General features: G+C 68.5%; 15 protein-coding genes. 4 read left to right on the top strand and 11 right to left on the bottom strand.

Translation table 11 applies throughout. The features are described from left to right. Positions 1–82: 82 nt before the first annotated feature. From ASE35_RS04135 to ASE35_RS20575, 5 genes are all read right to left on the bottom strand, one after another. On the bottom strand, positions 83–865 hold the full coding sequence (locus ASE35_RS04135) for a succinate dehydrogenase iron-sulfur subunit (protein ID WP_056174292.1): 783 nt from the start codon (positions 863–865) through the stop codon (positions 83–85). A gap of 81 nt (positions 866–946) precedes the next feature. After that, positions 947–2,701: a succinate dehydrogenase flavoprotein subunit gene (gene sdhA, locus ASE35_RS04130; RefSeq protein ID WP_056176540.1), complete on the bottom strand. Its 1,755-nt coding sequence runs from the start codon at positions 2,699–2,701 to the stop codon at positions 947–949. Between the two features lie 41 nt (positions 2,702–2,742). Further along, on the bottom strand, positions 2,743–3,135 hold the full coding sequence (sdhD, locus tag ASE35_RS04125; protein WP_057163041.1) for a succinate dehydrogenase, hydrophobic membrane anchor protein: 393 nt from the start codon (positions 3,133–3,135) through the stop codon (positions 2,743–2,745). Beyond that, complete coding sequence (gene sdhC, locus ASE35_RS04120; RefSeq protein WP_057163040.1) at positions 3,132–3,527, bottom strand: succinate dehydrogenase, cytochrome b556 subunit; 396 nt, start codon at positions 3,525–3,527, stop codon at positions 3,132–3,134. Before sdhC ends, sdhD begins: the two co-directional genes overlap by 4 nt. Before the next feature lie 78 nt (positions 3,528–3,605). Then, entirely contained in the window at positions 3,606–3,782 is a 177-nt protein-coding gene (locus ASE35_RS20575; protein ID WP_082611105.1) for a DUF1674 domain-containing protein, read from the bottom strand. 29 nt (positions 3,783–3,811) lie between these two features. Between ASE35_RS20575 and ASE35_RS04115 the strand changes: the two genes are divergently transcribed. After that, on the top strand, positions 3,812–4,687 hold the full coding sequence (locus ASE35_RS04115; protein ID WP_057163039.1) for a folate-binding protein YgfZ: 876 nt from the start codon (positions 3,812–3,814) through the stop codon (positions 4,685–4,687). A 186-nt stretch (positions 4,688–4,873) separates the two neighbouring features. Here the strand turns inward: ASE35_RS04115 and ASE35_RS04110 are convergent, their stop codons facing one another. From ASE35_RS04110 to ASE35_RS04090, 5 genes are all read right to left on the bottom strand, one after another. After that, positions 4,874–7,189 carry a thiamine pyrophosphate-dependent enzyme gene (locus ASE35_RS04110; RefSeq protein WP_057163038.1) on the bottom strand — a complete coding sequence of 772 codons (2,316 nt, stop codon included), beginning with the start codon at positions 7,187–7,189 and terminating at the stop codon, positions 4,874–4,876. A 70-nt stretch (positions 7,190–7,259) separates the two neighbouring features. Further along, complete coding sequence (locus tag ASE35_RS04105) at positions 7,260–7,901, bottom strand: glutathione S-transferase family protein (RefSeq protein ID WP_057163417.1); 642 nt, start codon at positions 7,899–7,901, stop codon at positions 7,260–7,262. Then, the gene (locus ASE35_RS04100) at positions 7,898–8,455 is read right to left on the bottom strand and encodes a GNAT family N-acetyltransferase (RefSeq protein ID WP_057159159.1); all 558 of its coding nucleotides are present in this window, start codon (positions 8,453–8,455) and stop codon (positions 7,898–7,900) included. The genes ASE35_RS04105 and ASE35_RS04100 overlap by 4 nt, the downstream gene beginning before the upstream one ends. A gap of 183 nt (positions 8,456–8,638) precedes the next feature. Beyond that, positions 8,639–9,802: an acyl-CoA dehydrogenase family protein gene (locus ASE35_RS04095; RefSeq protein ID WP_056174279.1), complete on the bottom strand. Its 1,164-nt coding sequence runs from the start codon at positions 9,800–9,802 to the stop codon at positions 8,639–8,641. A 222-nt stretch (positions 9,803–10,024) separates the two neighbouring features. Beyond that, complete coding sequence (locus ASE35_RS04090; RefSeq protein ID WP_056174277.1) at positions 10,025–10,846, bottom strand: glycine zipper 2TM domain-containing protein; 822 nt, start codon at positions 10,844–10,846, stop codon at positions 10,025–10,027. A 180-nt stretch (positions 10,847–11,026) separates the two neighbouring features. On the opposite strand from ASE35_RS04090, the gene ASE35_RS04085 reads away from it, so the two are divergent. Then, the gene (locus ASE35_RS04085; RefSeq protein WP_056174275.1) at positions 11,027–11,245 is read left to right on the top strand and encodes a DUF6116 family protein; all 219 of its coding nucleotides are present in this window, start codon (positions 11,027–11,029) and stop codon (positions 11,243–11,245) included. 3 nt (positions 11,246–11,248) lie between these two features. Continuing rightward, positions 11,249–12,031 (top strand): TatD family hydrolase, encoded by a 783-nt coding sequence (locus ASE35_RS04080; RefSeq protein WP_157489256.1) that lies wholly within the window; start codon positions 11,249–11,251, stop codon positions 12,029–12,031. Between the two features lie 154 nt (positions 12,032–12,185). On the opposite strand, the gene ASE35_RS04075 is transcribed toward ASE35_RS04080, so the two are convergent. Then, a complete protein-coding gene (locus tag ASE35_RS04075; RefSeq protein ID WP_157489324.1) occupies positions 12,186–12,983 on the bottom strand; it encodes a tRNA threonylcarbamoyladenosine dehydratase in 798 nt (265 codons plus the stop codon). 108 nt (positions 12,984–13,091) lie between these two features. Here ASE35_RS04075 and ASE35_RS04070 point away from each other — a divergent pair, with 108 nt between their 5' ends. Continuing rightward, positions 13,092–13,544, top strand: coding sequence for a hypothetical protein (locus ASE35_RS04070; protein ID WP_056174270.1), 453 nt, complete (start codon positions 13,092–13,094; stop codon positions 13,542–13,544). The last annotated feature ends 98 nt before the right edge of the window (positions 13,545–13,642 follow it).

Below are 13,642 nucleotides of genomic sequence, written 5' to 3'. Positions count from 1 at the left end.
CCGGGCTCGCGGAGCTGCGCTGCCCCCGCCCCGCAGGCGGGAGAGAGGGCAGGTCGCCGCGAACGGGCCGCTAGCGTCGCGTTTAGACGCGACGCGCCAGCATCAGCTTCTTGATCTCGCCGATTGCCTGCGCGGGGTTCAGACCCTTCGGGCAGGTGCGCGCGCAGTTCATGATGGTGTGGCAGCGGTAGAGCTTGAACGGATCTTCCAGGTCGTCCAGGCGCGCACCGGTGTCCTCGTCGCGCGAGTCGACGATCCAGCGGTAGGCCTGCAGCAGGATCGCCGGGCCTAGGTAACGGTCGCCGTTCCACCAGTAGCTGGGGCAGCTGGTCGAGCAGCAGGCGCACAGGATGCACTCGTACAGGCCGTCGAGCTTCTTGCGGTCTTCCGGCGACTGCAGGCGCTCGCGATCGGACGGGGTTGCGCTCTGGGTGCGCAGCCAGGGCTTGATCGAGGCGTACTGGGCGTAGAAGTGGGTCAGGTCCGGCACCAGATCCTTGACCACGTCCATGTGCGGCAGCGGATAGATCGGCACCTCGGCCTTGCCGCAGTCCGCGATCGCGCGCGTGCAGGCCAGGGTGTTGGTGCCGTCGATGTTCATCGCGCAGGAACCGCAGATGCCCTCGCGGCAGGAGCGGCGGAACGTCAGGGTCGGATCGATCTCGTTCTTGATCTTGATCAAGGCATCGAGAACCATCGGGCCGCAGGTCGCCAAGTCCACCTCGTAGGTGTCCACGCGCGGGTTCATGCCGTCGTCGGGGTTCCAGCGGTAGACCTTGAAGGTGCGCGGCTGCTTGGCGCCCGGCGTCGCCCAATGGCGGCCCTTCTGGATCTGCGAGTTCTTCGGTAGGGCGAATTCGGCCATGCTGGCAATCTCTCGGCTAGCGTCGGTACTGGGGTCGGGTGCGGTGCCGGCGCGCATTGCGGCGCGCGCCGTGTGGGCCGATCAGTACTTACGCTCCTTGGGCGGGACGTAGGCGACGTCGTCGGTGAGCGTGTAGTTGTGCACCGGGCGATAGTCGATGCTGGTCTTGCCGCTCTCATCGACGTAGCACAGCGTGTGCTTCTGCCACTGCTCGTCGTTGCGCGTCGGGAAGTCCTCGCGGGCGTGGGCGCCGCGCGACTCGGTGCGGTTCTCGGCCGAGACGATGGTCGCCAGGGCCTGACCGAGCAGGTTGGACAGCTCGTAGGTCTCGATCAGGTCCGAGTTCCAGATCAGCGAACGGTCGCTGACCTTGACGTCGGCGAACGAAGCGTGGATCTCGCGGATCTTGCGCACGCCGTCGCTGAGCGTCTCGCCGGTGCGGAACACCGCGGCGTCGGCCTGCATGGTGCGCTGCATCTTGTCGCGGATGACCGCGGTGGGCGTGCCGCCGTTGGCGTTGCGCAGCTTGTCCAGGCGCGCCAAGGCGACGTCGCAGGCGTCCGCGGCCAGACGCGGCTGCGGCGCGTCGGGCTTGACGGTCTCGGCGCAGCGGTTGGCGACCGCGCGGCCGAACACCACCAGGTCCAACAGCGAGTTGGAACCCAGGCGGTTGGCGCCGTGCACCGACACGCAGGCCGCTTCGCCGATCGCGTACAGGCCCGGCACCACCGCATCGGGGTTGCCGTTCTTCAACTGCACGACTTCGCCGTGGTAGTTGGTCGGGATGCCGCCCATGTTGTAGTGGACGGTCGGAATGACCGGGATCGGTTCCTTCTCGACGTCGACGTTGGCGAAGATGCGCGCCGACTCGGCGATGCCCGGCAGCTTTTCGTGGATCACTTCCGGGCCCAGGTGGGTCAGGTCGAGCAGGATGTGGTCCTTGTGCTCGCCGACGCCGCGGCCTTCGCGGATCTCGATGGTCATCGAACGGCTGACCATGTCGCGCGGCGCCAGGTCCTTCACGCTGGGCGCGTAGCGCTCCATGAAGCGCTCGCCGTTGCTGTTGCGCAGGATGCCGCCCTCGCCTCGCACGCCTTCGGTGATCAGGCAGCCGGCGCCGTAGATGCCGGTCGGGTGGAACTGCACGAACTCCATGTCCTGCAGGCCCAGGCCGGCGCGCAGCGCCATGCCGCCGCCGTCGCCGGTGCAGGTATGCGCCGAGGTCGCGGAGAAATAGGCGCGGCCGTAGCCGCCGGTCGCCAGCACCGTGCCCTGGGCGCGGAACAGGTGCAGCGTGCCCTCGGCCATGTCCAGGGCGAGCACGCCGCGGCAGGCGCCGTCGGCGTCCATGATCAGGTCGAGCGCGAAGTATTCGATGAAGAACTGCGCGTCGTGCGCCAGCGACTGCTGGTACAGGGTGTGCAGGATGGCGTGGCCGGTGCGGTCGGCGGCGGCGCAGGTGCGCTGGGCCGGCGGGCCTTCGCCGTACTTGGTGGTCATGCCGCCGAACGGGCGCTGGTAGATCTTGCCCTCTTCGGTGCGCGAGAACGGCACGCCCTGGTGTTCGAGTTCGATGATGGCCGGAATGGCCTCTTTGCACATGTACTCGATCGCGTCCTGGTCGCCCAGCCAGTCCGAACCCTTGACGGTATCGAAGAAGTGGTAGCGCCAGTCGTCCTCGCCCATGTTGGCCAGCGCGGCCGAGATGCCGCCCTGGGCGGCGACGGTGTGCGAGCGGGTCGGGAACACCTTGGTGATGCAGGCGGTCTTCAAGCCCTTCTGGGCCAGGCCGAAGGTGGCGCGCAGGCCGGCGCCGCCGGCGCCGACCACGATCATGTCGAACTTGTGTTCTTGAATCTTGTAAGCAGCGGCCACGGTCAGGCTCCCAGCGCGATGCGGATAACGGCGAGCACGCTAGCGAGCGCAGCGAGGACGCAAATGAAAACGACGGCCAGCTGCGAGGCGAGCGCCAGCCCGTGGTGGCTCACGTAATCCTCGATGATCACCTGCAGGCCGAGCTTGGCGTGCCAGAACATCGCGACCAGGAACGCCACCAGCAGCACGGCGTTGCAGGGGTGGGCGACCGAGGCGCGCACCGCGGCGTAGTCGCCGCCGATCCAGGAGATCACCAGGCCGAGCACGTACAGGCTCAGGAAGATCAGCGCGATCGCGGTGACGCGCTGGACCACGAAGTGATGGGTGCCGTCCTTCGCCGAGCCCAGGCCGCGCGCGGTCTTGAGCGGATTGCGCAACTTGCCGGGGCCGCTCATGCGCCACCTCGCTGCATCATCGCGACCAGCCAGATGACGGCGGTCAGCACCAGGCTGCCGATCACGCTGATCCAGCCGTTGCGCACGAAGCTCGCCACGCGGTAGGCGTAACCCGCGTCCTGGACCAGGTGACGGATGCCGTTGATCAGATGGTAGGCGAAGGCCCAGGTCCAGCCGAACAGGATCAGGAAGCCCAGCGGCGAGCGCGCGCAGGCGGTGAACTGGGCCCAGGCTTCGGGACCGGCCGCCAGCGCGACCAGCGCCCAGGCGATCAGGAGACCGCCGATGGCAAGGATGACACCGGTGGCCCGGTGCACGATCGAGGTCACCATTTGGATCTGCCAGGCGTAGACCTGCAGATGCGGTGACAAGGGGCGTTCGCGGTTCGCCATGAGCGATGGCTGTCTCGGCTGGGCGGCGGCGCCGCGTGGCAGGAAGGATCGGTGAGGTGTCGTGAAGGCGGGGCGTAGCTAGAAGTCGATGCAGCGGCCGTTTTTTTCCCAGTCGCCGTAGCGGGTCGGTTCGGGACCCTCGCGGCCGCCGTACTCCTTGCCCGGTGGCGCATCGCTGCCGGTGGCCGGAACGGAAGTCGTCGGAGCCTCGACCTGGGGGTCGGGCGCTGCTTCCGGGGTGGTTTCGCCTATCATCACAGCGTTAAATCTTAAGTCCCGCCCCCATGCATGACAACCCGCAGCCTTCGTCCGGACAGGCGTTCGCCCTGCCCGGCCACCGCGTGATCGAGCTTTCCGGCCGCGACGCGGCGACGTTCGCGCAGGCGCAGTTCATGAACGATGTCAACGCCTTGGCCTCCGGCCAGTGGCAGTGGAGCGGCTGGTTGACGCCCAAAGGACGGGTCATCGCGCTGATGGCTTTACTGCGTCTGGCCGATGAACGGATTTGGCTGCTGTTGCCCGATGCCGACCCGGAATCGGTCGTAACTGCGCTGAAACGCTTCTTGTTCAGAAGCAAGACGACCATCGTCGTACGCGACGATCTGCGCGCGTTCGGGCATTACGCTGCGCCGCAGGCGGCCGTGGGTGCGACCCTGGCCGGCGAGGAGACGACGGGCGTGGAACTGGACTATCGCGGCGACGGCGACGCGCGCGCGCTGCGCATCGCACCCGGGCAGGCGGCGGGCGCCGAAGACCCCGTCCGGGCCGCGCGCTGGGCCCTGGACGACCTGCGCCACGGCCTGCCCCGGCTGGGCCCGTCCCAGATCGAACAATGGACCCCGCAGCAGCTCTCGCTGGAGCGCCTGCGCGCCTTCAGCGTCAAGAAGGGCTGTTATCCGGGCCAGGAGATCGTGGCGCGCACGCATTTCCTGGGCAAGGCCAAACGTGGGCTGGCGCTGATCGAATCGCCGCACTCGGTGGCGGTCGGCGCCGAGCTGCGCTCGCACGATGCGGTGCTGGGCACGATCGCGGCCAGCGCCAGCGCAGGCGACCGCCACTTGGCCCTCGCGGTCGCGCCGTTGGAGCGTGCGGAAGGCGGACTCAGCCTGGACGGCCACACGGTGGCCGAGATCGCATTGCTGGACGGCTTGGCGCGCTAGCCGCCCAATGCCGCGCGGCAACCTCCGGTAGAGGCGACGCAAGCCGCGACCGCGCCGCCGCGTGTGGCGGCGAGGCTATGCCTCAAGGTCGCGGCTTGTGAGCGTAGGAAATCCCTGCAGGACGCCGCTCTTGCACCCAAGCGCTGACGCTAGCGGACGGAGCGAGTCGCTCCGCCCACCGATGCCTCAGCCCGCGGCCAGCGTGTCCGCCGCGGCGACGATGTCGTCTTCGCCCGGAATCACCAGGAAGGCCGCGCCCGCGAGCGGGGTGTAGGTGTCGACGCCGACCACGCGCTGGAACGGGCGCGCGCCGTAGCCGCCCTCGGCGATCGCGGTGATCACGCCCTCGCCCACGCCGGCGCTGCGCCGCCCTTCATCGACCACGATGATGCGCTTGGCGGTGCGCGCCTGCTCGGCGATATAGGCGTCGTTGAGCGGCACCAGCCAGCGCAGATCGACCACACGGGTCTTCCAGCCGTGCTTGGCCTCGATCGCGCGCGCGGCGCGCAGGCTCATCGGCACGCCGTTGCCGTAGCTGAAGATCACCAGATCCTCGCCATCCCCGTACACCCGGCCCTCGCCCAGCGTCATCGCCTGGTCGGGTTGCGGGTACGCGGTCAGCCAGGCGCCGTCGCCCGGCTCGTAGAGATCCTTGGTCATGTACAGCGCGATCGGCTCAAGGAACACCGCCACGCGCCCGTCGACCTTGGCCAGCGCGGTCAGGGTGCGCAGCATGGTGGCGGCGTCGTCGCCGCGCGAGGGGCAGCCGACCACCAGGCCCGGAATGTCGCGCAGCGCGGTGATCGAGTTGTCGTTGTGGAAGTGGCCGCCGAAACCGCGCTGGTAGCCCAGGCCGGCGATGCGCACCACCATCGGGTTGCGGTACTGGTTGTTGCTGAAGAACTGCAGCGAGGCTGCTTCGCCGCGGATCTGGTCGCAGGCGTTGTGAAAATACGCCAGGTACTGGATCTCGGGGATCGGCAGCAGGCCGACGTTGGCGAAGCCCTGGGCCATGCCCAGGATCATGGTTTCATCGAGCAGCGTGTTGAACACGCGGCGCGGGCCGAAGGCCTTCTGCAGGCCCTTGGTGACGGTGTAGACGCCGCCCTTCTGGGCCACGTCCTCGCCGAACAGCAGGGTCTCGGGGTACTTGGCGAAGAGGTCGTGCAGGGCGTTGTTGATCTGGATCGCCAGATGGCGCGGCGGCTGGTGCTCGGGCAGCTTGGCCTCGCCGCCGAACACCTCCAGGCGGCGCGGCGCGTAATCGGCGCGTTGCGCTTCCTGCGCGACCGCGGCCGGCGTGTACGGCGCCAGCGGCGCGATCACTTCGGCGAGTTGGTCGAGCTTGGGCCGGCGGTCGGCTTCCTCGGCCGCGGCGAAGCAGCGCTTGCGCGTGGCCTCGTACAGTTCGAGCACTTCGTCGCGCGACATCAGGCCCGACTCCAGCGCGATCGCCGCCGACCGCAGCAGCGGGTCGCTGGCTTCGACCGCGCACAGTTCCTCGATCGAACGCCATTCGATCTCGAAGTCGGTGCCGGCGTGGCCCATGATGCGGGTGGTGCGCAGGTGCAGGAAGGTCGGGCGGCGGTTGCGGCGGCAATGCTCGACCGCGCGCTGCACGTCGGCGTAGCCGCTGGCCAGGTCGAGGCCGTCGGCAGCGAAATAGTCCAGGCCGTCCATGTTGCGGAAGCGATTGCCGATCCAGCCGCCCGGAGTCTTCACCGAGATGCCGATGCCGTTGTCTTCGCACACGAACAACACCGGCGCCGGCAGCTTCTGGTAGGCGGTCCAGGCCGCGGCGTTGAACGCGGTCTGGGCGGTGGCGTGATTGGCCGAGGCATCGCCGAAAGAGCAGATCGCGATGCTGTCGTCGGGGATCGGCAGCGCATGGCCGAGGCGGCGACCGGTTTCGATCGCCACCGCCGTGCCCAGCGCCTTGGGCAGGTGCGAGGCGATGGTCGAGGTCTGCGGCAGCACCCACAAGGGCTTGCTGCCCCAGACCTTGTGACGGCCGCCGGAAGCCGGATCGTCCTTGCTGGCCGCGAACGACAGCGCCGAGTCCATCACCGGGTCCATGCCCGGCAGCTTGCGGAAGCGCTCGGCCATGAAGCCGCCGCTGCGGTAATGCAGGAAGGCCGGATCGGTATGGCGGGTCAGGCGGGCGACCATCGCGTTGCCTTCGTGGCCGCTGGAACCGATGGTGTAGAAGACCTTGTTCTGCACGCGCAGTACGCGCGCCATCAGATCCAGATGACGGCTGATCAGCTGCGATTCGAACAGCTCGCGAAAGCCTTGCGCGTCCAGCGCGCTGCCGTCCAGCACCGCCTCGTGGGCGGCCGGGCGCGCGTCGGCGCGGCCGCTCCAGGCTTTGACGAACTCGACGAAGTTGAGGTCGCAGATCTCGGCCCGGTTGAGGCCCTTCATGCGCGCCGGAATCGGGCTGGGCACGGCATTGAAGTGGGGGACGCTGCTGAAGATCGAAGACTGCGCTTGCGCTGACATCGTGAGGCTCCGCCGCCCCGGGGGCCGGCTAGTCGTAGGGGGAATCGGGTCGTTTAGTCGCGGATCGTGTTCATGGGGTCTGCGCGATGAGCTCGGCGGCGACCGCGTCGGGCTCGGGCAAGGCGACGAAGCCCGGCGTCGCGCGCACGCGCGCCAGCCAGGACCGCAGCGCCGGGTACGGCGTCAGATCGACGCCGCCGTGGCCGGCGACATCGGTGTAGGCGAACAAGGCGATATCGGCGATGCCATAGCGCCCGGCGCTGAACCAGTCGTGCTCGCGCAGGTGGATTTCCATCACCTGCAGGGCCGCGTGCGAACGTTCGCGCAGGCGCGGCAGTTCGGCGCGCCGCGGCGAGTCCAGCGGCGTCCAGCCGGCGATGAAACGCGCGACCGCGACATAGGGTTCGTGGCTGTATTGCTCGAAGTTCATCCAGCTCAGGGTCTGCGCGCGCTCCCACCTGTCGTCGGACAGGAACGGCGTGCCGTCGGCCAGGTAGTACAGGATCGCGTTCGACTCGCTGAGCGTGCGCCCGTCCTCAAGTTCGATCACCGGTACCTTGCCGTTCGGATTCAAGGCCAGGAACTGCGGCGTGCGGGTCTGGCCGCGGCTGCTGTCGACCTCGACCCAGCGATAGGGCTGGCCCAGTTGCTCCAGCAACAGCTTGAGCTTGTGGCAGTTGCCCGAGGGCGAGAAACCGTGGATCGCGATCATGCCGGCGCCTGCGCGCGACGCGCGCGCCATTGCTCGCGACTCTGGCCCCAGATCTCGATGTCCTTGTCGTCGAACGGCGCCGGCAGACGGTCCTGGCGCAGGTAGCGCGAGCCCAGCTTGGCGGCCACGCCCTTGGAGCCGAGGTTGCCGGTGTCGATGCTGTGGATCACTTCGCTCCAGCCCAGGTGCTCGAAGGCCCAGTCGATGGCCGCGGTCGCGCCTTCGGTCGCATAGCCCTTGCCGCCTTCGCTTTCGATGATGCCCCAACCCACTTCGGGACCGGGCCAGCCCTCGGGCTGCCACGGGCCGAGCCGGCCGATCCAGCGCCCGGAGGATTTCTCGAACACCGAGAAGAAGCCGTAGCCCATCGCCGCCCAGGAGCCGATCACCGACATCAGCGAGCGCCAGGCCGGCGAGCGCGCCTGCGGCCCGCCGAGGTAGCGCAGATAGTCGCCGCCGCCGGCCATGAAGGCTGCCCAATCCTCGAAATCGTCCAAGCGCGGCGGGCGCAGGAGCAACCGCGGCGTTTCCAGTTCGATGTCGGGGATGGTCATCACGGATCGGCTCTCCTGCTGAGCGTGCCATCGCTAGCGGTATGCAAGCCCCTCTCTTGCCGGGAGAGGGGTTGGGGTGAGGCCGCTCCTAAGCTTGCGACTTGCGCCGTGGTTGCCTTGGCGCGGGCCCTCATCCGGCCCTGCGGGCCACCTGCTCCCGCGCCGCGGGGGCAGGGAAACTCGTTAGAACGCGTTGATGCCCGTCAGCTCGCGACCGACCACCAACTGGTGAATCGTCTCGGTGCCTTCGTAGGTGATCACCGACTCCAGGTTCAGCGCGTGTCGGATCGCGGCGTGCTCGGTGGTGATGCCGGCGCCGCCGAGCAGGTCGCGGCATTCGCGCGCGATGTCGATGGCCATCCGGCAGTTGTTCCACTTGGCCAGCGAGACCTGGGTGGGCTGCATCTGGCCGGCGTCCTTGAGGCGGCCGAGCTGGACCACCAGCAACTGCGCCAGGGTGATGCGGCGCGCCATCTCGGCCATCTTGATCTGCGCCGACTGGGTCGCCGCGACCGGACGGTCGAACAGGATGCGTTCCTTGCTGTAGTTCAAGGCCTCGTCCAGGCAGGCGATGGCCGCGCCGATCGGGCCCCAGGTGATGCCGTAGCGGGCCTGGGTCAGGCAGCCCAGCGGGCCCTTGAGGCCCTTCACGTTGGGCAGGCGGTTGGCCTCGGGCACGCGCACGTTGTCGAAGAACAGCGACGAGGTCACCGACGCGCGCAGGCTCATCTTATGCTTGATTTCCTGGGCCGCGAAACCGGCCATGCCCTTCTCGACCACGAAGCCCTGGATGCCGTCCTCGGTCTGCGCCCAGACGATCGCGATGTCGGCCAGGTTGCCGTTGGTGATCCACATCTTGGAGCCGTTGAGCACCCAGTCGCCGCCGTCCTTCTTGGCGTGGGTCTTCATGTTGGCCGGATCGGAACCGCCGTGCGGCTCGGTGAGGCCGAAGCAGCCGATGATCTCGCCGCGGGCCATGCCCGGCAGCCAGCGCTGGCGCTGCTCTTCGCTGCCGTAGGCGTAGATCGGGTACATGCACAGCGAGGACTGCACGCTGACGAAACTGCGAATGCCGCTGTCGCCGCGCTCGAGTTCCTGGCAGATCAGGCCGTAACTGACCGCGTTGAGGCCGGCGCAGCCGTATTGCTCGGGCAGCGAGGAGCCCAGCAGGCCGAGGTCGGCGATCTCCGACACCAGTTCCTTGGGGAAACGGCCCTGGTCGAAGGCGTCGCCGATGATCGGGATCACGCGCTCGTCGGTGAAGCGGGCCACGGTGTCCTGGACGGCGCGCTCCTCTTCGGTGAGCAGGGAACGGACGTCGTACAGATCGTAGGGATGCAGGGCCATGGCGCGCTCAGGAGACCGTAGGAACGGAAAGACCGCCATTGTACTGGCCGCGCCCGGTCCGGGGTAAACCCGCACTGCGCGCGCTCAAGCCCGCATGTAAGCGTTATCAGGCCGGTCGGCGCTGGCGCTGCGCGGATACAGCGCACCCAAAAAGAAACGGGGCCGGATAGCCGGCCCCGTTCGGTTGCGCTGGATGGCCGCGGGCCATGCCCGCGCGCGCACTCAGCCGCGTTCGTTGCCCGCGCCGGCCGAGGCGGTCTGGGTCACGACCTTGCCGTCGATCACCGGCAACTGCTGGCCCGGACGCTCGTCCATGCGCACGGTCTGCTCCTGGCCCTGGTAACGGTAGGTCACGTCGTAGCCGACCACCTTGTTCTCGTCGCCCAGGGCGATGCGGTTGCCCGGCTTGCTGCCGGTGCGCATGGTGCCGGTGGTGCCGTCGGGATTGCGGTAGGTCACGTTGTAGGCGACCACGCGGGTGGACTGCGAGGTCTCCGACACGGTGTGGCACTGGCGCTCGGTGCGGTTCACGACCTTGCCGCCGACGTGGTTGCGGTCGACGCGGTTGCCGATGTAGCCGCCGGCGGCGGCGCCGGCCACGGTCGCGGCCTTCTTGCCGTTGCCGCCGCCGATCTGGTTGCCGACCAGGCCGCCGATCAGGGCGCCGGCGACCGTGCCGCCGACGTTGCCGTCGCGCTCGGGCAGGCGCTCCTGCACGACCACGTCCTCGCAGACTTCGCGCGGGGTCGAGGCGGTGCTGGTCTCGCGCACCGGGTCGGTGCCGATCACGGTGGCGTACAGCTTTTCCTTCTGGTTGATCGGCTTGACGTTGACGACGTCGGCGTAATCGACTTCCGGCTTGGCGGTGGTGGCGATCGCGCCGTTCGCGGCGATGTCGCCCTCGGCGGCAGCCGCGGCGTCGGCGCTGGTCAGCGCCGTGGTCGGGGCGGCCGAGCCGTTGCCACGGAAGCTCTGGAACGCGGCGACGGCGACGCCGCCTACGAGCAGCGAAGCGAGCGCTACAGCCAACATGTTCTTGTTCATCGTGAGCCTCCTGCAGTGAAGCGAATTGGTGCGGGACGAGCCGCGGGTGTGGACGGCGCCATTGCACCACTCGAAACCTGAACGAGCACCTATTGAAATCCGCAAAACTGTCCCCTGCATGAACCCGTCGCGACGACGTGCTAGCGTGTTTGCAACGCGTGTCACACCCCTGGTGAGTCCATGGCCAATCCCCTGCTCGCTCCTTTGATGGGCTTCCTCGGACGCCTGAGTTATCCGCGACTGTTCATGCTGACCGCGGTCCTGTTCGGCCTGGATCTGGTGATCCCGGACCTGGTGCCGTTCGCGGACGAATTGCTGCTGGGCCTGGGCACCTTGCTGCTGGCCAACTGGAAGAAGCGCAAAGCGCCGCTGGAGCCGCCCGCCCCGCCCGCGCGCTGAACCGTGGTGGCGCTGGTCGACAGCCACAGTCATCTGGACGCGGCCGAGTTCGACCCCGACCGCGATCGGGTCGTGGCGCGCGCACGCGCCGCCGGGGTGACCCGGCAGGTGGTGCCGGCGGTCGATGCCGCCGGCTGGCCCAAGCTGCGCGAGGTCTGCGCGCGCGATCCGGGGCTGTATCCGGCCTACGGGCTGCATCCGATGTATCTGGCGTCGCACCGGCCCGAGCACCTGCGCGAACTCGGCGACTGGATCGAGCGCGAGCGCCCGCTGGCGGTCGGCGAATGCGGGCTGGACTACTTCGTCGAAGACCTGGACCCGCAAGCGCAGTCGCTGTACTTCGACGGTCAGCTGCGGCTGGCGCGCGACTTCGATCTGCCGGTGATCGTGCATGCGCGGCGCGCGGTGGACGCGGTGATCGCGGCGATCCGCCGCTGCGGCCCGCTGCGCGGCGTGGTGCACAGCTATTCGGGCAGCGAGGAACAGGCGCGGCAGTTGTGGAAGGCCGGCTTCCTGCTGGGTCTGGGTGGGCCGGTCACCTACGAACGCGCGAATCGTTTGCGCGGGCTGGCGGCGAGCATGCCGATCGAACACCTGCTGCTGGAAACCGACGCGCCCGACCAGCCCGACGCCGGCATCCGTGGCCAGCGCAACGAACCGGCGCGATTGGCGACGGTGCGCGACACCATCGCGGCCTTGCGCGGAATCGATGCCGACGAACTCGCGCGCGCGACCAGCGCGAACGCGGAGCGGTTGTTTCGCTTGCCGGCCGCAAGCGTCGGATAAGGCGATCGCGGGCCTTRGGGTGGGAGCGGCGCAAGCCGCGACCGCGCCACCGCATAAGCCGGCGCCATCGCGGTCACTCGAAATCGTTGTGACTCGCGCGGCAAGCGCTATGTCACGGTCGCGGCTTGCGCCGCTCCTACCCGAACAAGCGGCGCTAAGACGCCGACTTGGGCTTCAGCAATATCTCCAACGCCCGCCCCACCGCCGCGAACGCGAAGGCGCCGGTGATATGGGTGGCCGCGCCCAGGCCGGCGCCGCAGTCGAGCTTGAGCGCGGCGTCCGCGTCCAGCTTGGGGCGCAGGCCGCAGACGGTGCCGTCGGCTTGCGGATACTTGACGTTCTCCAGCGAGTAGATCGCCGAGACGCCGAAGTAGCGGTCCGGATTCTTGGGGAAGTTGAACTCGCCGCGCAGCTTCTTGCGGATCAGGGCCAGCATCGCGTCGTGCTCGGTGCGCGACAGGTCGCGCACGCGCACCAGGGTCGCGTCGGTGCGGCCGCCGGCGGAACCCACCGCGATCACCGGCCGCTTGCGGCGGCGACACCAGGCGATCAACTCGACCTTGCTGCGGAAACTGTCGCAGGCGTCCAGCACCAGGTCGTAGTCGCGGTCCAGCAGTTCGTCCAGGTTGGACGGGGTCAGAAAGCTCTGCACCGCGTCCAGGCCGATTTCCGGATTGATCGCGCGGCAGCGCTCGGCCATGACCTCGACCTTGGCGCGACCGTAGTGGCCGTCCATGGCCGGCAACTGCCGGTTAGTGTTGGAAAGGCACAAATCGTCTGCATCGATCAGGGTCAGATGGCCGACGCCGCTGCGCGCCAGGGCCTCCACCGCCCACGAGCCCACGCCGCCCATCCCGATCACCGCGACGCGGCAGCGGGACAGCCGGGCGACGGTGCCGGTGCCGTAAAGCCGGTCGATGCCGGCGAAGCGCTCCCGCCATGCGGGCGCCAGGGTGTTTTCGCTCATGCGCGCATTGTACGGGCGCGCCGCACGGGGCCCGGTGGCGGAACGCGCAACGCTGCGTGTTAAGGTTCGGCCATCTTGGATGGAGGCCAGGCAATGAACGATACCCAGCCCAACACCGTCGCCGCCCCGCGTAAGGGCAACGGCAGGAAGTACCTGTTCCTGTTCCTGATCGGCCTGGTGATGGGCGCGATCGGCACGGTGATGCTGATGCGCGCCTGGCAGGCGCGCCAGGACCCCTTCCCCGACAGCGTGATGCACGTGCAGGCCTGGCACCTGAAGCAGTTGGAAAGCCGGGTGCAGGAGAACCGCTGCGCGGCCACCGACACCCTGCCCCACGTCAAGGCGCTGCGCACCACCGGCGACGACCTGGAATGGGCCTTCCCCGACCTCAAGGACGACGCCCGTTTCACTGGCCACGCGAGCAAATTCCGCGCGACCCTGGACAGCGCGCTGGCGAGTCCGCCGCTCAATTGCGCGGGCGTGGGCACGATGAACAAGCAGATCCAGGATGCCTGCGGCGCCTGTCACCAGGACTTCAAGGGCTAAGCGAGGCCGCCAGCCCCGCCGCAAGCTGAACATCGCGTCGCGGCACAGGAACGGTTGATCGGCTGTTCACGCGGAGCCGCCTAGTTTGGAGGGCGCGT

It is taken from the genome of Lysobacter sp. Root916 (assembly GCF_001429785.1).
In the GTDB taxonomy this organism is placed as follows: Bacteria; Pseudomonadota; Gammaproteobacteria; order Xanthomonadales; family Xanthomonadaceae; genus Lysobacter.
The sequence above is the reverse complement of the archived record's forward strand: the minus strand, read 5'-3'. Positions and strand labels throughout refer to the sequence as shown.